The following is an 18,873-nucleotide window of genomic DNA, read 5'->3' on the forward strand; positions in this document are numbered from 1 at the left end:
GCGCCGCGTTGGAGACCACAAATCGTGTCCGGCAAGGCGCGAGTCGCCGGTCGTGGCGTGCCACGATCAAGACTTGCAACGCCGCCGGGCGCCCCTAGTAAATTTTTTATGGGCGGCCCAACCCGAAGGGACAAGCGCTGTTTTGCGGCAATCCAGTGTTGTAGCACGCTTGTGCAGAGTGACTGCACGGCGCGCACTACGCCTCGTCTTGCCGCAACACAGCGCTTGGCGCGGACTCGCACGAAACGGCAACAGGCCCTAGAATAAGTGCATGACCACGCCCAGCGAAACCGCCCTGCAACCGCGTCTAACGCCGGCGCAGAATGAAGTGTTCGCGCGCGACGGCTTCCTCGTCATGCGGCAGCTGGCCAATGCTGAGCGCATTGCCGCGATGCGCAGCATCGCACTGGACCACCTGGAACGCGCGGTCGAACCGCTTGAATACGAGGCCGATGTGGCCTATCCCGGCGCGCCGGCTTCGCGTATGGCCGAGGGCGGCGACACCGTTCGCCGGTTGCTCGACGCTTTTGATCGCGATCACTGGTTCGCCGATTGGGCGGCCGACGACCGGCTGACGGCTATCGTCGCTCAGTTGCTGGACTCCACCACGGTCTGGTTGACACCCAACCACCACAATTGCGTGATGACCAAGGCCCCGGCCTATTCCTCGGCGACGGCCTGGCACCGCGATCTGCGCTACTGGTCGTTTGCACAACCCCATCTGGTCAATGCCTGGCTGGCGCTGGGCGACGAAACGCCGGAAAACGGCTGCATGCGTCTACTGCCCGGCTCGCACCGCATGGAGATTGGCGCGGACCGGCTCGACGACGCCCAATTCCTGCGCGAGGATCTGCCGGCCAATGCCGAACTGATCGCCACCGCCGAATACGCCGAGCTGGCGCCGGGCGATGTCCTGTTCTTCCATGCCGGGTTGTTCCATGCCGCGGGCGCCAATGCCGGCCCGGAACGCAAGATGGCCGTGGTCACCAGCTATTTCGGCCGCGACAACGCGCCGGTGGCCGGCACGCGTTCGGCGCGCCGGCCGGCCATTCAGGTCCGATAGACATCGCATGCGTAATCTCTCGAACATCGACAACGTGCCCGATCGATCCACGCTGGCGAAACGGCATACCGTAGGCGGCTTTCAGGCCGTGCTGCTCGGCAAGAAGGGCAAGCTGAGGGCCAGCGAGCTGGGTGAGCTCAATATCCAGGGCCTGCTCGATGCGATCGATCGGATGCCGATGCAGCCGCAGAAGATGCAGCAACAGTCATGAGCACACGCGCCCCCGTCTCCACCGCCCGTAACGTACTCGGCGAGCCGTTGATCGGTTGCTGCGATGCCCCGATCACCGGCTTCTATCGCGACGGCTTCTGTCATACCGGACCGGAGGACGCCGGCCGCCACGTGGTCTGTGCCGTGATGACCGACGATTTTCTGGCCTTCTCGGCGGCACGTGGCAACGATCTGGCCACGCCACGGCCGGCATTCGATTTCCCGGGGCTGGATGCGGATGATCGCTGGTGCCTGTGCGCCGCACGCTGGGCCGAGGCCTTCGCAGCCGGTGTGCCGCCGCGCGTGGCGCTGACCGCCACGCATGAAGCCGCGCTCGAGATCGTGCCGCTGGCGGATCTAAAGGCGCATGCCATCGATCTGTCGTAGCCCGTCTTGCTCGCAGACGCTGCCGATGCACGCTAGGCTGACGGCAACGCTTTTGCTCGCAGGCGATCCATGTCGATTGTCGATCCGATAAGCCAGATCTTTCTGCGCCTCGAGCGCCGCAACCAGCCGATGCACGTCGGCGGCCTGCAGCTGTTCTCCATTCCCGACAACGCGCCCGCCGACTACGTACATCAACTGGTCGACCGCGCCCGCGCGCAGAACGCGATCCAGCCACCGTTCGACAAGCGACTGAAGTATCGCCTCGGCCAGCCTTTCTGGCGCGCCGATCACGATTTCGACATGGAATATCACGTGCGGCATCTGGCGCTGCCGGAGCCGGGCGCGATCCGCGACCTGCTGGCACTGGTCTCCATGCTGCACGCCGCCCTGCTCGATCGGGCACGCCCGCTGTGGGAGGTCTATGTCATCGAAGGCGTGACCGACAACCGCTTCGCCATCTACACCAAGTTCCATCATTCGATGATGGACGGCATTTCGGCCATGCGCGTGCTGCGGCGTTTTCTGTCGATCGATCCCGGTCGCGAGCATTTTCGCGTGCCCTGGCAGCTCCCACCACAGGCGAAAACACGGCCGCGCCCCTGGTCCGCGGGCGTGGCCATGCTGCAGAGCAGCTATCGGCAAGCCGCGGCCCTGCCCGCCGCCGCGCGGTCGCTGTACGACGCCTGGTACGACGCGCGCCACGACCCGGACTTCACCGGACCGGCCGAGGCCCCGGCCTGCATTCTCAACCGGCCGGTCAGCGGCTCGCGCCGGTTCGCGGCGCAGGGGTACTCGATGACGCGAATCCGCGGCGTCGCCGACGCCTTCGGCGCCACCGTCAACGACGTGGTACTCGCTCTATGCTCGAGCGCACTACGGCGTTACCTGATCGACCAGGACGCCCTGCCCCGGGCCCCGCTGATCGCCATGCTGCCGATCTCGCTGCATGACACCGAGGACGCCACCGGCAACCGGGTCGCCCTGATCTATGCCAACCTGGCGACCGACATCGCCGACCCGGCCGAGCGGCTGGCCGCGATCAAGCGCAGCGTGGATTACTGGAAACGCCGCTACAAACGCATGTCGGCCGAGCAGATCATGGCCGTGGTCGCCACGATGACCGCGCCGGCCGGGCTGAACCTGTTGTCCGGCCTCGCCCCGAGCCGTCAGTCGTTCAACGTGGTCATCTCCAATGTGCCGGGGCCGGAGAACACGCTGTATTTCGGCGACGCCGAGATGCTCGGCATGTATCCGATGTCGATCGTGCTCGATGGCCAGGCGCTCAACATCAGCCTCGTCAGTTATCGCGACATGCTCGAGTTCGGCCTGATGGCCTGTCGGCGCGCGCTTCCCTCGATGCAGAATCTATTGAAATATCTTGGCGACGCGCTCGACGAACTGGAACAGACGGCCGGCCTGCCCGCGACCTCGTGAACGCCCGCCCGCGCCCCGGCGAGACGCCGGCATGGCCCGCGCCAACGGCATGACCGGCCCGTGCCAGCTGTGCGGGCGACACGGCGTGCGCACCACCAGACACCATCTGATTCCGCGCCGCACGCATCGACTCAAACGCATCCGCAAACGCTTCGATCGCGACGATCGTCTCGGCCGTATCCTGCACCTCTGCCGACCCTGCCACAGCCACATCCACGCCGTACTGGACGAAAAGGCACTCGCCGAGGTGTACAACACCCGAGCCGATCTGCTGGCCCATCCCGAGATCGCCCAGTTCGTGGCCTGGATCGTCGACAAGCCCGCGGGCTTCCGGCCCGCCATCCGGCGGCCGAAAGGTCGCTGAGGCCGTTCAGCCGTCGTGCCGCGCCGCCGCCAGCGCGGCCGATATCGTGCCCGCGGCGAGCGCGGCCGCCGCCAGCGCGAACAACGGCCGATAGCTGCCCCAATCGTCGTAAACCGAGGACATGCCGTAGGCCGCGACCGCCTGCAGCACGGCGAAGGCAAGCGTCGCCCAACCCCAGACCTGCTGCTGACGCTGCGGCGGCGCGAGCTCGGCCAACGAACCGGAGGTCAACGTGACACTGGCCGGCACCAGCATGCCGACCACGAACGACGACACGCCAAGCGCCACCGGCGCGCTGGAGGCCAGCGGTAGCGCCACGGCCGCCGTCTTGACGCCGAGGATGACCGCCAGCGCGGTGCGGAATCCGAGCCGGCGCGCCAGCGCGCCGGCCACGAACGGCCCGCAGATCGCCCCCGCACCGAACACGATCCAGTAGCGTCCGCCGGCGGCGATCCCGCGGCCGAGCTCATGGGCGATGTAATCGACCCAGAACAGGGTGTGCGGCACGAATCCGGCCGCATCCAGCGCGTACGCGGCGATCACCAGCGACAACGTCAGGCCAGGCAACGGCGCGGCCTGCCCGGTATGCGCCGCGTGACGATCCAGCGGCGCCAGGTCACGCCATACCGCCCACCAGCTCCATAAGGCCAGAGCCGTACCGGCCAGCGCGAAGGCCAGCCACGCCGCGGCGATGCCGACATCGATCAACCACGGCACCAGCGTACCGCTAACCGCGATCCCGAGCCCGATGCCCAGAAACACGCGCGCGCCGGTCCCGGCACGCTCGCCCGGCTGCACCCGCGACAACGCCGCCGGCACGCCGACGACCACCAGCATCGCCCCACTCACGCCACAGGCCAGACGCCAGACCCCGTACCAGATCGCGCCCCAATCCAGCGCACAACCATAAAAGCTGGCAACAGTCACAGCCAGACTGGCCGCGAGCACGGCACGTACACCGAAGCGCTCGGTCACGCGATGCGCCAGCACCGCGCCCGCCAGATAGCCCAGAAGATTGACCGCGCCGAGATAATCGGCGGCACGGGTCGAAAACCATCCAGCATCGACTAACGCGGGGATCAGCGGCGTATACGCAAAACGCGCCAGGCCGACGCCCAGCAGCGTACAGATACCGCCCGCCAGGCCGAGCCGGCCCGCAGTTTTCGTGCCCATGAAGTGATAAATAGAGAAAGTCGAATGTCAGTTTGCCACGGCTTGACGACGGCAGCGCGGCGGGCAAGCACCGGTGATTTTCAAACCGCAAATTCGGATGCAGCGCCTCGTGACGAGCGGACCCTGCGTCTCGCGGCGCTGCCCACGCAAACGTCGAGCTACGTCTCAGCAAATCACGCAAGGAGCGTCCATAGGTCGCACGAACCCGACGATGCGCCGCGGATCGCGATCCTGCCCTTGAAGCGGGATATCGTAGCGCGCCGGCCGATTCGCCCGCCGCTCCGGTGTTTTCGAAGACGGCTGTTGCGTTTAACCCGCCGACGCGATCGAACGGCTTACTGACTAACTATCGAATTCCTGGACCGAGATACTTCTGTACTTGCGGGATCATTCCTGATGCAGGGTCTCGAACCCAACCCGATGGCCTGTTTCGGAATACAGCCGCACTACCGACTTATCGAACAGGAACCAATTCTCCTTGTCCGGCTCGCTCAGATCATAGTCGGCAGACGAAAGCATCTTAAATTCATCGCCGGCTGCGGTCACGCAGTCCAGAAACCAACGCCCTCCTCCGGTTAGCGCCGCAGCCTTGACTTGGCCCTGGATGGCTCCGGGCGTGGCTGGTTCCACAATGCGTATCTCTTCCGGCCGGATACCGACCCGGACTGCGCCATCGTCGATCCAGCTATCCGAATCGCCGGCGCGAATCCACAACGGCTCCGACAGAACCGAACACTCAACCCGGGCCGATGCATCGTGTTCCATGCGTTTCACCGCCGCGTCGATGAAGTTCATCCCCGGCGAGCCCAGGAAATAGCCACCGAACGCGCTTTCGGGGTTGTTGTAGACATCGACGGGATTCGCGCTTTCAACGATGTTGCCCGACTGCAAGAGTATGATCTTGTCGGCCAGCGTCATGGCCTCGGTCTGATCATGTGTGACGTACAGGATAGTCTGGCCGATTTCCTGGGAAAGCTGCTTGATACCGCGCTGTATCTCGATCTTGGCGTCGACCGCGACGTTGGTCACGGGCTCATCGAAAATAACCACTTTCGGGCGGCGCACCACGGCACGCCCCACCGCGGTTTTCTGGCGGGACTCGTTATCCAGTCCATCCACGACGCGATTGGCCTTGGATGTCAGATTCAGTATCGAGAGCAGCTGATCGATCCGCTCGCGTCTTTCCTGGGCAGACAGCTTCCCGCCACCGCCCTGCATCAGAGGCAATTCCAGGTTTTCGTAGATCGTCAGGCCCCGATAGACCACCGGGTACTGAAAAACCATGCCGATATCCCGTCGCCCGACGGAAAGATGCGTCACATCTTCGCCGTCGAACAGCACGCGGCCGGCGTCCGGCGTCTCCAGTCCGGCGATGATGCGCAACAGGGTGGTCTTGCCGCAGCCGGACGGGCCGAGCAGGCACGTCAGCGAAGACTCCTCGAAAACGGCACTGATGGCATTCGCCGCGACCACCGAGCCATAGCGTTTGGTCACGGACTCCAGTTCAATCTTGCTCATTGCTCACTCGCCCGGAACGTACACTTCATAACCCTTCCCGAATCGATGCCGTAGGCGCGAATCCTGGCCGGCCGGACCCACATCCGAACCGTTCCACGCAGCGCATCGGACGCTCTGACCCGGGCGCTCGGCAGGCAGGCAACGAGCTTGCCCACCGCGGTCTGCAGATGAATGACCGAATCGACGCCGATGTCCTCGATCAATCGCACTTCGGCCGAAAAATGCACGGCGTCGGGCGGCGGGTCCCCGTATCCGACATGCTCGGGCCGGATCAGCATCCGGATGCGGTCGGCCGAGCGCGGCAGCGCGGCGGGATCCACCACCTCCAACGTGAACAGATCGCAGGCGACCCGGCGGCGCGCATCGGTTATCGGGGCCTCGACGAAATTCGCCCGCGGCAGTCCGAGCACGCGCGCCATGGCATCCGATTGCGGCGATTTATAGGCATCGACCGCGGCGGCAGTTTCCTGGATGCGACCGCCCGCGAGCACGGCCACGTTATCGCCGAGCATGAGCGGCTCAAGCGGGTCGCCCGTCAAATACACGAAGGTCGCGCCGATCTGCTTCTGCAACAGACGCAGATCTAGGGCCAGCTGCTCGCGAAGCTTGAAATCCAGCCCGACCAGCGGATCGTCGAGCACATACAGGGCGCATTTCTTGACCAGACCACGGGCAATGGCCACCCGCTGTTTCTGGCCTCCGGATATCTGGTCGACTCGCTTGTCGAGCAGGCTGTCGATGCCGAGCATTTCGGCCATGTGACGCACCTGGGAGACGATATCGCTTTTCTTCTGCCTTGCGCGAAGCAGGGGATAGGCGATGTTCTTGTACACCGACATGTTCGGGAACAAGGCGAAAGACTGCGGCACATAGCCGATATTGCGGGCGGCCGGTTTGAGCCCGGTGACATCCTGGTCCGCGATATGCACCTGGCCGGCATCGGCTTGCTCCAGCCCGCAGATAACGCGTGCCAGCGTGGTCTTGCCGGTCGACGGCAGGCCGCAGATCACCAGCAACTGCGCCTCGCCAGCCGCCACATTGACATCCTCGAGTATGCGATCGCGCCCGAAGCTCTTTCTGACCCCGGTAACGGAAAGGCTGTTTCGTTCAGTCATGCAACACCTAACGGCCGAGCATGGTCAGGAAGGGCGCGCTGAAGATACTGATGCCCACGACAGCGCCCGTGATGACCCAGGTGACGATCAACCCCTTGACGATGCCCGCGAAGCTCGAATCTTCGGGAAGATTGTTGAACGTGAACCCCAGGAGCACGGTGACGATCACCAGCAGAATCCCGATGTCGTAGACGAGCCGGCTGGAGCGCTGCGCGATCAACACGAGCGAGGCCAGCAGCAGAATCGCCAGGCATGTCTTGGTCGTCTTTATGAATCGCGACGCAGCCGGCATGGACGTATCCCGGGTCATACCTCACCTCGCACCGTTCCGAAGGTCATCCCGACCAGCAGATATTTCTGGAAGAAAAAGATCATGACGATGACCGGCATCATGTAGATCGTTGTCGTGGCCGCCATGAACGTCCAGTCCACGCTGCCACCGGAATACATGCCGGTCGCGAGCAGGCCGGGGACGTTCTGCGTCGACGAACCGCCGACGATGTAATTCACGAGAAATTCGTTCCAGACGAAGATGACGTTGAAAATGAACGCCGCAATCAACGCGGGACGCACCTGCGGCAGGATGATGCCGAACATGATCTGCAGATAATTGGCACCGCAGATCAACGCCGTTTCGTCGAAACGTTGTGATACACCGTCCAGAAACCCTTTCAGAATCCAGAGCGAGAAGGGAATCGAATACATGGTGTAGAACAGGGTCAGGCCAAGATAGCTGCCCTTCCAGTGGAACTGCACAAACATCAGAAACAGCGGGATGATCACCGCGGCCGCCGGGACCATGCGCATGCTCAGCAGCAGGAACATCAGAAAATCGGAGCCTTTCGGCTTGAACCGCGAAATCGCGTAGGCCGCCGTGAACGACACCACCACCGCCAGCACGACCGAGACCACCGAGAGAATGACGCTGTTGATCAAAGCCGGGATGAATTCCGGGCGATGGAGAGCGTTCACGATGTTGTCGAACGTCGGGCTGAAAATGACGGTGGGCACGCTGGACAACATCTCGTCGGTCGATTTGAGCGAAGACAACAGGATCCAGAGCACCGGCAGGAAGAAAATCAGCGCGATCGCCCATAGGCTTGTGTAATAGGCCGCTCGCTTCAGGCCAGCCGCGGCGCCCGCGCGCGGATTGTTTTCGGTCATGGCCATGCTTATGCCTCCACCCGTTTGAGACTGAGCACATAGAGATACAGCGAGGTAAATCCGATCGCGATGATCAGTGCGACCACGCCCATCGTCGATGCACTACCCATGTCCAGTGAATTGAAGCCGAGCCGGTAGATCCGCATGCCCAGCAATTCCGTCGATGCCCCGGGGCCGCCATGAGTGAGCAACAACACGACATCGGTGGTCTTGAAGGCGTCGATCGTGCGCAGCAGCAGTCCCAGCATCAGTATGAACTTGGCGTGCGGAAATATGACGCGCCTCAAGGTCGCCAACCAGCTCAACCGGTCCACCCGGGCCGCTTCCAACTCCGCCTGCGGCACCGAGGCCAGCGCGGCGAGCGTGATCAGCGTCATGAACGGCGTCCACATCCAGACGTCGACCAGCAACACGACGACTTCGGCCGACAGCTGATGGGACAGAAAGTCGACGCGTGCCCCGGTGAATAATTGCGCGATATAGCTGATAACGCCGAAGTTGGGATTGAGCATCAACTTGAAGAAGACACCCACCGAAGCAGGCGTGAGCAGCATCGGTGTAAACAGCATGGTCAACGCCACGCGCCGTCCCGGCAGGCCCTTGCTACCCCAGAAGAACAGCCCCAGCAGCGAACCGATCAACCCCGACAGCGACACCGTCAGAAGCATGAAGATGAACGTCCGGCTGAAGGCCGACCAATCGGACAGGTCGGCCAACAGCGACGTGTAATTGCCGAGCCCGGTGTACATCGGCGGGCTGCCGGTGGTGAGGGTGTAGTTGTAGAAACTGAGCCCCACCATCCAGATCAGCGGTATGACGTTAAAGATGGCGAAGAATATCAACGCCGGCGCGAGCAGCCCCCAGACAAAGCCATGATGACTGATAAAGGCCGAGAAGGATCGTCGGCCGCCGGCAACTTGAACAGCGCTGTTTGAATTGGCACTCATGATCGCGGATTTCTTCCAGCAGACAGATCGGCGTAATCACGGCGCAGCCGGCGCCGGGCGACGAATCGCCCGAAGCGCCGGCCGGCCGTGGCCCCGTACTAGCTCAGGCTTGGCGCGGGCCCCTTCGGCGCCTGCTTGGTTTCACCCGCGTCGTGGAGAATCTTCTGCTGTTGATACGCGATGTAATCCAGGACCTGCTTCGGATCCTTGGCATTGCCGGCCGCATAGGCAGTGAACGCTTCCTGCTGGACATCGAGCATCTTGGCGTAGTTCGGATCGTGCCAGAAGTCCTTGGTACGGCCCTCGGACAACATGTACTTGTAGGCCCGGAACCACGGCTGGATGTCATCGAAACCATCGGACTCCAGCACCGACTTCACACACGGGTTGCCGCCCCGCTTGGCGAACTCGAGCTGCGTGTCCTTGGCGTACCAGTACTTCAGGAAATCGATGACCGCCGCCAACTGCTCCTTGCTGTTGAAGGCATTGATCACCCAGGGTTGACCACCCAGTGTGTAGGTGCGTTTCTTCTCGCCATTGACCTGGAACGCGGGCGGTGGAACCACCATGACCTTGCCGCGGAGATCGTCCGGAATCATCGTCGGGCCCATCGCCGCCCACTGGATGCAGGAAAACACCTTGCCCTTGGTGAACAGATCGGCCAGTTCCGGAATGCCGACCTGGTTGGAGCCAGGCGGGCAATACTTTTGCAGGGCGACGAACTCTTCCAGCGATTTCGCGTTCTGCTCGGTGTTGAGAATGCCCTGTACGTTTCGCGTCTTCGGGTTCCAGATGTGCTGGCCCTTGGAGAACACGAACGGGTAGTAGTAGCAGGAGAAGTTATCGTAGGTCTTGGCATACTGAAGCCCGATGCCATACAGATTCTTGTCGGGACGCGTGAAGAACGCCATCACGTCCTTGTAGTCGTCCCAGGTCAGAGCCTCGAACTCATCGAAGGTCTGAGGCAGCTTCTTGTTGTACTTCTTCTGGAAGGCGGCTTTTTCCTTCGGGTCCTCGAGCATGTCCTTGCGGACATACATCACCATCACATCGCCTTCCTGCGGCAGGCCATAGATACTCTTTTCGCCCTGCGGATAAGCCATGTAACCGTCAGTGACGATATCCGAATACCAGTCGATATTCAGATCCGGGTTCTGGTCGATGATGTCGTTGAGCTTGAGAATCCAGCCCGGGGTGGCGAATGCCCCCAGCCATTGCGAATCGCTGATGAGCAGATTGTATTCGGCCGAGTGCGTGGCCAGCGAGGTCGCGGCCTTCTGGAACAACTGTTCGAACGGGGCCTGGGCGCTGGAGAAATGCACCTGGTAGCCCAGCTTCTTCTGGGCGTAGGGCGCAAACATCGTATTGCCGATCTTGGTCGACATCGCGCTTGGTGGCCAGCCGGCCAGTCCGAGAATCTCGACGTTGATGTTCGCGCCCTTGAGCGATTCGGCCATCGCCAGCGCACTGCTGCCCCAAAATGGCAGCGAGGCCGCCCCGAGACCGGCCATCTTCAGCAGTTTTCGCCGGCTCATACCGGCCGTGGAAAGACAGCTCTTCACAGCGTGGTTGTTATCGAATTCGTTCATTTTTCCCTCCGTTTTCTCGCAGTTGCAGCAGACCTAACAAGATTCGATTATCAAGTGGTGTCCGCGATCCGGCGTGGCTCGACATGGCGAGCCACAGGCGAAGCTCGCACCCGTCAACGCGATGCGCTAGTTCGGGACCACCTCCAATGGCACGCCCGCCGCGATGAGTTCGTCGAGCACTACCCGATCGGCGCCAGCGGTCGTCAGCACATGATCGAAGGAATCCAGCCGGGCGAACTTGTGCAGCGCCGATTTACCGAACTTCGAATGATCGAACGCCAGCACGCTGCGTTCGACGCTGGCCTTCATGGTGCGCTTGGTCCGAACCAGGGCATCCTCTTGTAGATAACCCGCCCCCTTCTGCACGCCAGCGACCGAGAACACGGCCAGATCGGCGCTGAGATGTTCCAGCGCCAGATCGCAGGTCATGCCGAGGTAGGCGTTCATGGTCGCGTCGTAACGGCCGCCAAGACAGATCACGGTGTAGCCGTCGTCGTCGCGCAGCATCTCCACCAGGGCTGCGGCGTTCGTGATGATCGTCAACGGCTGGCATTCCGGCAGAAACTCAACCAGTGCCGCCGTCGTGGAACTATCGTCGAGCATGATCGTCATGCCCGGCTCGATGAATTCGGCGACCCGGCGTGCCAGTGCCCGTTTGTCGGCCGAACTGCGTCGGGCGCGGTAGTGATAATTGCTCTCGAAGACCACGCTCGGCAGAACTGTCACCCCGCCACGCACCTTGCGTGCGAATCGCAGATCGACCAGCCGGCTGATGTCGCGATGGATCGTCATGCGACTCACACCGAAATGATCGGCGAGCTCGCCGACGCTGGCGGTTTCCTGCTCGCAGAGGAAATCGAGTATTTCGGTCTGTCGTTCCATGGCCCCTCGTGCCTTGCCGGCGCAACCACCACATCAGATCTGTTCGATGTAACGCTTACAACGTTATAAACAACATATCGAACTGTTCGCAAATGTCACCTAGCGATTGGTCTAAGCCACAACTGTCACATTAATTCTGTGATAAACGAACCTGGGGTCTGTTGCCGTTGTACACACAGCATCGCGTTGGCAACCGGCGACCGCCCAAAACCCTTCGAGCTTGCGCAAGACATGGGACCACCAACGGCGGCGGCATGGCCCGGCACCAACAGCGACTGGCAAACACGAGTACGCTGGGGTATCAGCGTCGGCGAGCGGAGTGCGCGCTTACGGATCGCCGTAAAAACAGGGCTTCCACGCAATCCACGAAGTGAGGCCGAGCTGGCCTGGGGCGTACATCGATTGGTAAAAGGGCAGGCGCCGAGCTCGCGGGATCGCAGGGATCACGATGGCGCGTGATCGCTGCGCGGGGCGGCGCGGCCTAACTGGCTCTGGCGGCGCTGAGCATGTCGGGTTCCGGGCTCGGATTAAGAAGCTGAACCGCGATATCGCAGAAGTCCGTGAATACGCCGTCGACGCCGTAGTCGAAATAATAGGCCGCGAGTTCGGCTGCGAGATCGGGGTAACCTTCGCCGAGCTGGTCGGCACGGAAGGTGTATGGATGCACGAGCAGGCCGCGTTCGTGGGCGTTGTGAACCAGGGCTCCGTTGCCGGCAACAATCAATGACTTGTCCGGGCCGATGCCGTTGGCATAGGTCGCGATCGCGTCGAGTCCGGCCGGCGTGATCCAGTCGGCCTCGAGCGCGGTGTCGCCAATCAGCTGGATCATCGGCAGTTCGCTGCTCATTTCCTGCCGCATCAGCCGCAGATTGGTGGGCGAGAAACTCTGCAAGAATACGCGCGCGTCCGGCCCGGTATAACCATATTCGGCCAGCACCGCGAATAGCGTCGGCTCCAGCGCGAGGCCTTCGGCGCCGTGGAATTCCGGCGACTTGGTTTCGGGGTAGACGCCGACACGGCGCCCCGATTGGCGATTCAGGGCAGCGATCAGATCCAGCAGTTCGGTGAAAGCCGGCACTGTGAAACCGTGGGCATTGGCATCGAACCGCCCCGGGAACACCCGCGCGCCGTGTTCGTCGACGCGCTCCCGCGCTTGCAGGGTCTTGACTTCCGCCAGGGTGAAATCGGCGGCATACCAGCGTCCGTCGCCGCGGGCGCGGCCGGGATAGCGCATGGCCACGTCGGTCGTCCGGTCCAGATGAATATCGTGGCAGCAGATCAGCTCGCCGTCGCGGGTCGACACCAGATCGGGCTCGATGTAGTCCGCGCCCAGCGCATAGGCCATGGCGTAGCCGGCCAGCGTATGTTCGGGCAGGTAGCCGCTCGCGCCGCGATGCGCGATGACGATCTTGTCGGTGTCAGCCATGACGCGGCCGGCAGGAATCAGAACGCCAGCGTATCGCAGTGCGTCGACATCGCCCATCGCCGCCGGTCACCGGAAGTGGTCCGCCCGATTAAATCGGCGATCGAAAATCCCGCTGGGGCCGCCATTTCATGCTGTACAACCCCGGTGCATCCTAAGCGATACGAATTATGCCCATCCGCCATAACGCTTGACGCGACGCAACCGCCCGATTCACATTTCGGGTCGGTTATTCCGCCGACCCGAATAATAACGAGTGGCGATATGACGATTTCCGTCGAACGGGCCTGCGGGCTGTTGCGCATCATCTGTGACGCCGATCGGCCACCCCGGTTTTCCGACGTGGTGCGCGCATCGGGGCTGCCAAAGGCGACCGTGAACCGCCTGCTCGCGACGCTGGGCGGCCAGGGGCTGGTGCGGCTGGACGCCGAGGATAGATGCTATCGCCCCGGGTTCGGCCTGCTTTCGCTCGCCGCCGGAACCTGGGCCGGGCTGGATATCCGGCGGGCCGCAGCCCCTGAAATGGCCGCGCTACTGGCCGAACTCGGCGAGACCGTCCATCTCGCCGTGCTCGAGGGGGACGAAATCATCTATCTCGACAAGCTGGAAAGCACGCAGTCGATCCGCCTGTTTTCGGCGGTGGGCAAGCGCGCCCCGGTGTATTGCACCGGCATCGGCAAGGCGGTTCTCGCCGAACGGCCGGAAGCCGAACGCGAAGCCGTGATCGCCGGGCTCGAGCCGATCGCCTACACGCCGCATACGCTGACCTCGCCGGCAGCACTGCGCACCGAACTGGCAACGATTCGCCGGCGCGGCTGCGCCTACGACATGGAAGAGCACGAAGAGGGCATCCGCTGCGTGGCCGCCGCGATCCGCAATTTCCGCGGCGAGCCGGTCGCCGGCCTGAGCGTGACCGCCACCGCCAGCCGGCTTGGCCGTCAGCGCATGGCCGAAGAAGTTCAGCCCCGGGTGCGGGCGGCCGGCGCGCGTATCTCGGCCGCGCTCGGCCATCTACCCGGCACGCCTGGCGCTGCCGATGGGCCGGCCGGAATCACCGACCCTCGCCACGGCGCTCACGGCTGAGTCGCGTCCGGTCCGGCAATCCGGCCGGGAACACACCTCTTCCGCCCAGCGGGGGCCGAGCCGTCACGGGCCCGGCCGATCGTGACGGGGCGAGGCCCATCACTGCTGCCGATGCCGGATCAGCCCTTCCTGTGCCACCGAGGCGACCAGCCGACCCGCGCGCGTGAAGATCAGGCCGCGCGACAGGCCGCGCGCGTCCTGGGCACCGGGGCTGTCCATGGCATAGAGCAGCCAATCGTCGACCGCCAGGTCGCCGTGAAACCACAGCGCGTGATCGATGCTCGCCATCTGCATGCCGGGCGTGAAGAACGATACACCGTGCGGCAGCTGGGCGGTGGTCAGCAGATTGAAATCGCTGGCATAGGTCAGCACCGCCCGGTGTAGGGCTTGATCGGCGGGCAGCGCCGCCTTGGCACGAAACCAGACGTACTGCTTCGGCTCGCGCCGGTCGGGTGCCAGCATGTTCCAGGGGTGCACCGGCCGCAGATCGATGGCGACTTCCCGGCCGACCGCCTCGCGCAGGGACTCGGGCACGCGGTCGAGCGCGTCGACCCAGGCGTGGCGCAGTTCGTCGTGGCTGGCCAGGCCTTCCGGGCCGGGCACGTCCGGCATCTCGGCCTGGTGCACATAGCCGTCCTCCGCGGCATGGAAGGAGGCCAGCATGGAAAAGATCGGACGGCCGTGCTGAATGGCCTGGACGCGGCGCGCGGCGAAACTGCGCCCGTCGCGGATATTGTCCACTTCGTAGACGATGGCCTTGTCCATATCGCCCGGGCGCAGGAAATAACCGTGCATGGAATGGGCGAGCCGGCCCGGCTCGACCGTACGCGTTGCCGCCACCATGGCCTGTCCGGCAACCTGGCCGCCGAACACGCTGCGACCGCCCAGATTACGCGAACTGCCGCGAAACAGCCGATCCTCCAGCACTTCCAGATCGAGCTGGGCCAGTAGATCGGCGACCAACGCCTCGGGCTTGTCAGCCATATTCACCCTCCGGGTATAACGAGCGCGTCAGTTTAGAGGCTGTGGCGATTTCGCACGAGCACTCGGCCCGCGCTGATCGGGCGCGCCCGTCCGCATGATGAAATTGCAGCGGGCGAAGGCCACCGGACGCTCGCGATCGTCCTGCCAGCATTCGGCCTGAACCTGGGCGACGGCCCGCCCGGCCCGGATCACACGCGCCGCCACATGGCAGTCGGCCGGCCCGGCGGCGCGCCAGTAATCGATGGTGAAATCCACCGGATCGGGTAGACGCGGCTGGGTCTGGCTGATCAGCGTCTCGAGTTGCATGGCCAGTTCCAGGACGCTGGCCACCGTACCGCCATGCAGCGCGGGCTTGGCGGCATTGCCGATGTGCGCGTCGCGGTACGGCATGACATAACGACGGGCCGCGCCGTTGACGACGACACGCAGGCCGAGAAAACGCGCGAACGGAATGGCATCGAGCAGCGCCTCGTAGTCGCCGGTGACACGCGCGTCGCACAATCGTCGCGCAGCGGCGTCGGACAGGCTGCGATCGGGCGGCGCGTGCGAACGCCTCATGCGAGCACCGATCCGCCGGTGCGCATGAAACTGGCCGTGCAACGCGCGGTCGGCCGGTCGGGATCGCCCTGATGCAGCACGGCCGTGACGAAGGCGACATGGCCGGTAACGTGATGACAGCGGGCGACCACGTCCAGATCGCGCCCGGCCACCGCCGGCCGCAGATAGTCCATGCGCAGATCCAGCGTGGCGACCGCTTCGAGCCCCGGCACGGCCAGAAACGCCGCCAGGCCACAGCTGGAATCGGCGGCCGTGGTCGCGACCCCCGTATGCCACAGCCCGGCTTCCACGTCCCCCAGGAAGGCCTCGCGATAGGCCAGCCGGGTATGCACTGCGGGCGGGCCGGCATCGACCAGCACCAGCCCGATGGCGTGGTTGTGCGGAATGGCCGCGGTGAAACGCTGCGCGATCTCGCGCCGTACCGCCGGGTCGGTCTTGTCGATGTTGTCAGCCATCGCTGGGAAGATAGCGAGGGCAGCGGCCGCTGTCACCCCGACGCAACGGGTCGCTGCGATTACACGTAGACTGCAAGCAAGACGAAGATGCCGCGGCCGGCCGCGCCGGCCCACCGAGGCGAGGCCCGATCACCATGCCGTATACCGAACATGCCCTGTTTCCGCTGTCCACGGTCGTCTTCCCCGGGGGCCTCCTGCCGCTTCGCATCTTCGAGCCGCGCTACCTGGACATGGTGTCGCACTGCATGCGCAGCCAGGAGGATTTCGTGGTCTGTACGGCCCGTCCGGCGCGGCACGGGGATTTCGCCGAACCGCGCGCCATGGGCACGCGCGTATCGATCGTCGATTTCGACCGCCTGTCCGACGGCGCGCTGGGTATTACCGCGCACGGCCATACACGGGTGGCGATCGAAGATACGCGCCAGAGCGCCAATGGCCTGTGGTGGGGCGAGGTCACGCCGGTGGACGAAACCAGCGATGGCCCCTGCCCGATCGAATTCGCGCCGCTCAAGGAGATCGTGGCCGCGTTGATCGCCGACGCTGGCCTGCCCTACGACAGCGCTTCGATCGACTACGATTCGGCCAGCTGGCTGTCGGCCCGGCTGACCGAGCTGCTGCCCTTCGACGCGGCCACCAAGCACGACCTGCTGACCACCGACGACCCGCAGGAGCGGCTGCGCCGGATCCGGCCGATGATCGAGATCGAAAACGCCGGCACGCGGTCGCGTCGATGACGGGACGCTGTCTGCGCCGGGGTCAGGCGCGCCCGTGGCTCGGACTTTTTGTGGCAATACTGCTGGCCGGCTGCGCCAGCGCCCCGCCCCGTGGCCCCCAGGCCGGCAGCGACAAACAAGCCCAGCGCCCGGGCGCGATAGCACAGGCGATCCGTAAACAGCTCGCGGCCGCGCCGACGAACGCTGATCCCACCCGGGCGGCCCTGCTGCGCTTCTACCGGCAGCGCGACGACGCCCCAGCCTGGTTCGATACTGAAACATACGAGCCGGGCCCGGCCGGCGCGCGCTTGCTCGATTATCTCGAGCACATCGACACCCAGGGCCTGTCCCGGCGCGACTACATCGGATCGACCGACTGGGCCGCGCTGCAGACGCCGGGCGCGCGTCCGCCGGCTGCGCTGGCGCATCAGGACGTCGCGCTCAGCCGCGCCTTCATGCAGCTGGCTCACGACATCAACCGCGGCCGGGTACGCGACGCGTCGATTCGCAGCGACTGGCGTCACCATGCGGCCGACGACAACTACCGCCAACGCCTGACCGCGGCCGTGCACGACGACGACCCGGGCCGAATCCTTGATGCACTGCAACCCGCCCACGCGCGCTATCGGCAGCTGGCCGCCGCGCTGGCGCAGTATCGAGCGATTCAGGCGAGTGGCGGCTGGCCGCGAATCGCCGCCGGGCCAACCCTGCGCGCCGGCATGCACGATCCGCGTATTGCCGCGCTGCGCCAACGCCTGCGTATCGGCGGCGACCTGGGCGATGCCCCGGCCACGGCCGGCAGCGCGGATCGCTATACGCCGCGCCTGGAAGATGCGGTACGTCATTTCCAGCGGCGACACGGCCTGCACGCCGATGGCCGCGTCGGTCCGAATACGCTGACGGCGCTGGATGTGCCGGTGGCCGCGCGCATCGACACGCTCAAACTGAACCTCGAACGCTGGCGCTGGATGCCGGACGACTTCGGCGCTCGCTACATTGCGGTCAATATCCCCGGTTTTTCGCTGAAGGCGGTTGACCACGGCACCACCGCGCTAGCGATGAAAGTCATCGTCGGCGGCACCTACAACAATCGCGCCACGCCAGTGTTCGCCGATCGCATGCGCTATCTCATCTTCCGGCCGTTCTGGAACGTGCCGCACCATATTGCGGTCGATGAAATCATTCCGCACGCACAGCGCGATCCGCAGTACATGGCGCGCCACGACTTCCAGATCGTGCGCGCCTTCGGCCCCAATGCCACGCCGCTCGCGATCACGCCCGAACACCTGCAGGCGGTCGTCGCGGGCCGCTTGCAGGTGCGCCAGGCCGGCGGCCCCGATAATGCGCTCGGACTGGTCAAATTCATGTTTCCGAATCGTTATGCGGTGTATCTGCACAGCACGCCCGCCGACCAGCTGTTCAACCGCGACCAGCGCGATCTCAGCCACGGCTGCGTGCGCGTAGCCCGACCGCTGGCGCTGGCCCGGTTCGCGCTGGCCGGCCGCGACGACTGGGACGCCACCCGCATCGAACGGGCCATGCACCAGGGCCAGCGCCAGCGCGTGAACCTGGCCCGGCCGCTGCCGGTCTATCTCATGTACTGGACCGCCTTCGTCAATGCCGACGGGGTCAATTTCCGCCGCGACCTGTATGGCCGCGACCTCCGGCTGGCACGGGCGCTGGCCGCCCTGCCGACTGACCGCAGGTCAGCATCGGCACCCACGCACTGAGCGTCGGGGTACGCGCTACGCACCAAACTGACCTGCCGATAAATGATTGTCTTTAACAGCCGGTAGACGGAGCAGGGGTTT

Annotated in this window: 20 protein-coding genes; 8 read left to right on the plus strand and 12 right to left on the minus strand. The window is 64.3% G+C overall.

The features are described from left to right. The first annotated feature begins 271 nt into the window (after positions 1-271). The 5 genes from SALB1_RS05760 (at position 272) to SALB1_RS05780 (ending at position 3,458) form a co-directional block, all read left to right on the plus strand. The gene (locus SALB1_RS05760) at positions 272-1,063 is read left to right on the plus strand and encodes a phytanoyl-CoA dioxygenase family protein (RefSeq protein ID WP_109992996.1); all 792 of its coding nucleotides are present in this window, start codon (positions 272-274) and stop codon (positions 1,061-1,063) included. A 7-nt stretch (positions 1,064-1,070) separates the two neighbouring features. Further along, positions 1,071-1,274: a DUF4174 domain-containing protein gene (locus SALB1_RS05765; protein WP_109992997.1), complete on the plus strand. Its 204-nt coding sequence runs from the start codon at positions 1,071-1,073 to the stop codon at positions 1,272-1,274. Further along, the gene (locus SALB1_RS05770) at positions 1,271-1,660 is read left to right on the plus strand and encodes a DUF2237 family protein (protein WP_109992998.1); all 390 of its coding nucleotides are present in this window, start codon (positions 1,271-1,273) and stop codon (positions 1,658-1,660) included. The genes SALB1_RS05765 and SALB1_RS05770 overlap by 4 nt, the downstream gene beginning before the upstream one ends. Positions 1,661-1,729: 69 nt before the next feature. Next, entirely contained in the window at positions 1,730-3,094 is a 1,365-nt protein-coding gene (locus SALB1_RS05775; RefSeq protein WP_109992999.1) for a wax ester/triacylglycerol synthase family O-acyltransferase, read from the plus strand. A 31-nt stretch (positions 3,095-3,125) separates the two neighbouring features. Continuing rightward, positions 3,126-3,458, plus strand: coding sequence for a hypothetical protein (locus SALB1_RS05780; RefSeq protein WP_109993000.1), 333 nt, complete (start codon positions 3,126-3,128; stop codon positions 3,456-3,458). A gap of 6 nt (positions 3,459-3,464) precedes the next feature. Here the strand turns inward: SALB1_RS05780 and SALB1_RS05785 are convergent, their stop codons facing one another. The 9 genes from SALB1_RS05785 to glpQ form a co-directional block, all read right to left on the minus strand. Beyond that, positions 3,465-4,631 (minus strand): YbfB/YjiJ family MFS transporter, encoded by a 1,167-nt coding sequence (locus SALB1_RS05785; RefSeq protein WP_109993001.1) that lies wholly within the window; start codon positions 4,629-4,631, stop codon positions 3,465-3,467. 387 nt (positions 4,632-5,018) lie between these two features. Next, positions 5,019-6,149: an ABC transporter ATP-binding protein gene (locus SALB1_RS05790; protein WP_109993002.1), complete on the minus strand. Its 1,131-nt coding sequence runs from the start codon at positions 6,147-6,149 to the stop codon at positions 5,019-5,021. After that, complete coding sequence (locus tag SALB1_RS05795) at positions 6,146-7,264, minus strand: ABC transporter ATP-binding protein (protein ID WP_109993003.1); 1,119 nt, start codon at positions 7,262-7,264, stop codon at positions 6,146-6,148. Before SALB1_RS05795 ends, SALB1_RS05790 begins: the two co-directional genes overlap by 4 nt. 7 nt (positions 7,265-7,271) lie before the next feature. Further along, entirely contained in the window at positions 7,272-7,574 is a 303-nt protein-coding gene (locus SALB1_RS05800; protein ID WP_109993004.1) for a hypothetical protein, read from the minus strand. After that, positions 7,571-8,434, minus strand: a complete 864-nt coding sequence (locus SALB1_RS05805) for a carbohydrate ABC transporter permease (protein WP_199678707.1) — start codon at positions 8,432-8,434, stop codon at positions 7,571-7,573. Before SALB1_RS05805 ends, SALB1_RS05800 begins: the two co-directional genes overlap by 4 nt. A 2-nt stretch (positions 8,435-8,436) precedes the next feature. After that, the gene (locus SALB1_RS05810; RefSeq protein ID WP_109993005.1) at positions 8,437-9,375 is read right to left on the minus strand and encodes a carbohydrate ABC transporter permease; all 939 of its coding nucleotides are present in this window, start codon (positions 9,373-9,375) and stop codon (positions 8,437-8,439) included. Positions 9,376-9,473: 98 nt separating this feature from the next. After that, the gene (locus SALB1_RS05815) at positions 9,474-10,964 is read right to left on the minus strand and encodes an extracellular solute-binding protein (RefSeq protein ID WP_109993006.1); all 1,491 of its coding nucleotides are present in this window, start codon (positions 10,962-10,964) and stop codon (positions 9,474-9,476) included. Between the two features lie 126 nt (positions 10,965-11,090). Beyond that, the gene (locus SALB1_RS05820; RefSeq protein WP_109993007.1) at positions 11,091-11,846 is read right to left on the minus strand and encodes a DeoR/GlpR family DNA-binding transcription regulator; all 756 of its coding nucleotides are present in this window, start codon (positions 11,844-11,846) and stop codon (positions 11,091-11,093) included. Positions 11,847-12,327: 481 nt separating this feature from the next. Beyond that, a complete protein-coding gene (glpQ, locus tag SALB1_RS05825; protein ID WP_255414506.1) occupies positions 12,328-13,272 on the minus strand; it encodes a glycerophosphodiester phosphodiesterase in 945 nt (314 codons plus the stop codon). Positions 13,273-13,533: 261 nt separating this feature from the next. On the opposite strand from glpQ, the gene SALB1_RS05830 reads away from it, so the two are divergent. Continuing rightward, positions 13,534-14,352 carry an IclR family transcriptional regulator gene (locus tag SALB1_RS05830; RefSeq protein WP_109993009.1) on the plus strand — a complete coding sequence of 273 codons (819 nt, stop codon included), beginning with the start codon at positions 13,534-13,536 and terminating at the stop codon, positions 14,350-14,352. A gap of 99 nt (positions 14,353-14,451) precedes the next feature. Here the strand turns inward: SALB1_RS05830 and tesB are convergent, their stop codons facing one another. From tesB to SALB1_RS05845, 3 genes are read right to left on the minus strand one after another with little or no spacing between them, the layout of a single operon-like run. Beyond that, positions 14,452-15,336, minus strand: a complete 885-nt coding sequence (tesB, locus tag SALB1_RS05835; protein WP_109993010.1) for an acyl-CoA thioesterase II — start codon at positions 15,334-15,336, stop codon at positions 14,452-14,454. Between the two features lie 27 nt (positions 15,337-15,363). After that, entirely contained in the window at positions 15,364-15,894 is a 531-nt protein-coding gene (locus SALB1_RS05840) for a PaaI family thioesterase (protein WP_109993011.1), read from the minus strand. Then, positions 15,891-16,349: a PaaI family thioesterase gene (locus SALB1_RS05845; RefSeq protein ID WP_109993012.1), complete on the minus strand. Its 459-nt coding sequence runs from the start codon at positions 16,347-16,349 to the stop codon at positions 15,891-15,893. Before SALB1_RS05845 ends, SALB1_RS05840 begins: the two co-directional genes overlap by 4 nt. Before the next feature lie 134 nt (positions 16,350-16,483). Here SALB1_RS05845 and SALB1_RS05850 point away from each other — a divergent pair, with 134 nt between their 5' ends. Together SALB1_RS05850 and SALB1_RS05855 are read left to right on the plus strand one after the other, a co-directional pair. Beyond that, complete coding sequence (locus SALB1_RS05850; RefSeq protein ID WP_109993013.1) at positions 16,484-17,083, plus strand: LON peptidase substrate-binding domain-containing protein; 600 nt, start codon at positions 16,484-16,486, stop codon at positions 17,081-17,083. 50 nt (positions 17,084-17,133) lie between these two features. Further along, on the plus strand, positions 17,134-18,792 hold the full coding sequence (locus tag SALB1_RS05855) for a murein L,D-transpeptidase (protein WP_158590641.1): 1,659 nt from the start codon (positions 17,134-17,136) through the stop codon (positions 18,790-18,792). Positions 18,793-18,873 lie beyond the last annotated feature (81 nt).

It is taken from the genome of Salinisphaera sp. LB1, assembly GCF_003177035.1.
Taxonomy (GTDB): domain Bacteria; phylum Pseudomonadota; class Gammaproteobacteria; order Nevskiales; family Salinisphaeraceae; genus Salinisphaera.

Excerpts from the sequence above, each read along its gene's own strand:
- SALB1_RS05770 (WP_109992998.1), top strand. The coding sequence starts at position 1,271 with ATGAGCACACGCGCCCCCGTCTCCACCGCCCGTAACGTACTCGGCGAG.
- SALB1_RS05800 (WP_109993004.1), bottom strand. The coding sequence starts at position 7,574 with ATGACCCGGGATACGTCCATGCCGGCTGCGTCGCGATTCATAAAGACG.
- SALB1_RS05845 (WP_109993012.1), bottom strand. The coding sequence starts at position 16,349 with ATGGCTGACAACATCGACAAGACCGACCCGGCGGTACGGCGCGAGATC.
- SALB1_RS05820 (WP_109993007.1), bottom strand. The coding sequence starts at position 11,846 with ATGGAACGACAGACCGAAATACTCGATTTCCTCTGCGAGCAGGAAACC.
- SALB1_RS05785 (WP_109993001.1), bottom strand. The coding sequence starts at position 4,631 with ATGGGCACGAAAACTGCGGGCCGGCTCGGCCTGGCGGGCGGTATCTGT.
- SALB1_RS05795 (WP_109993003.1), bottom strand. The coding sequence starts at position 7,264 with ATGACTGAACGAAACAGCCTTTCCGTTACCGGGGTCAGAAAGAGCTTC.
- SALB1_RS05850 (WP_109993013.1), top strand. The coding sequence starts at position 16,484 with ATGCCGTATACCGAACATGCCCTGTTTCCGCTGTCCACGGTCGTCTTC.
- SALB1_RS05765 (WP_109992997.1), top strand. The coding sequence starts at position 1,071 with ATGCGTAATCTCTCGAACATCGACAACGTGCCCGATCGATCCACGCTG.
- tesB (WP_109993010.1), bottom strand. The coding sequence starts at position 15,336 with ATGGCTGACAAGCCCGAGGCGTTGGTCGCCGATCTACTGGCCCAGCTC.
- SALB1_RS05780 (WP_109993000.1), top strand. The coding sequence starts at position 3,126 with ATGGCCCGCGCCAACGGCATGACCGGCCCGTGCCAGCTGTGCGGGCGA.
- SALB1_RS05815 (WP_109993006.1), bottom strand. The coding sequence starts at position 10,964 with ATGAACGAATTCGATAACAACCACGCTGTGAAGAGCTGTCTTTCCACG.
- SALB1_RS05790 (WP_109993002.1), bottom strand. The coding sequence starts at position 6,149 with ATGAGCAAGATTGAACTGGAGTCCGTGACCAAACGCTATGGCTCGGTG.
- SALB1_RS05840 (WP_109993011.1), bottom strand. The coding sequence starts at position 15,894 with ATGAGGCGTTCGCACGCGCCGCCCGATCGCAGCCTGTCCGACGCCGCT.
- SALB1_RS05760 (WP_109992996.1), top strand. The coding sequence starts at position 272 with ATGACCACGCCCAGCGAAACCGCCCTGCAACCGCGTCTAACGCCGGCG.
- SALB1_RS05830 (WP_109993009.1), top strand. The coding sequence starts at position 13,534 with ATGACGATTTCCGTCGAACGGGCCTGCGGGCTGTTGCGCATCATCTGT.
- SALB1_RS05810 (WP_109993005.1), bottom strand. The coding sequence starts at position 9,375 with ATGAGTGCCAATTCAAACAGCGCTGTTCAAGTTGCCGGCGGCCGACGA.
- SALB1_RS05775 (WP_109992999.1), top strand. The coding sequence starts at position 1,730 with ATGTCGATTGTCGATCCGATAAGCCAGATCTTTCTGCGCCTCGAGCGC.
- glpQ (WP_255414506.1), bottom strand. The coding sequence starts at position 13,272 with ATGGCTGACACCGACAAGATCGTCATCGCGCATCGCGGCGCGAGCGGC.
- SALB1_RS05805 (WP_199678707.1), bottom strand. The coding sequence starts at position 8,434 with ATGGCCATGACCGAAAACAATCCGCGCGCGGGCGCCGCGGCTGGCCTG.